The sequence below is a fragment of the Cytobacillus praedii genome (assembly GCF_001439605.1).
GTDB classification, from domain to species: Bacteria; Bacillota; Bacilli; order Bacillales; family Cytobacillaceae; genus Cytobacillus; species Cytobacillus praedii.
Map to the genome: position 1 here is coordinate 1 of NZ_LMBX01000086.1, position 210 is coordinate 210.

Consider the following 210-nt stretch of genomic DNA (forward strand, 5'->3'; position numbering starts at 1 on the left):
GCCTAGCGGGATCGAACCGCTGACCTCCTGCGTGCAAGGCAGGCGCTCTCCCAGCTGAGCTAAGGCCCCATAAAATAAAAGAAAATACGCGAACTATCGGCACCCAATAAGGAAATACCGGCATAATAAAAACATGGTGGAGGATGACGGGATCGAACCGCCGACCCTCTGCTTGTAAGGCAGATGCTCTCCCAGCTGAGCTAATCCTCC

General features: G+C 53.8%; 1 tRNA gene. It reads right to left on the minus strand.

Annotated elements, in window-relative coordinates:
• Positions 1 to 134: 134 nt before the first annotated feature.
• Positions 135 to 210 (minus strand) — tRNA-Val (locus ASU02_RS25585).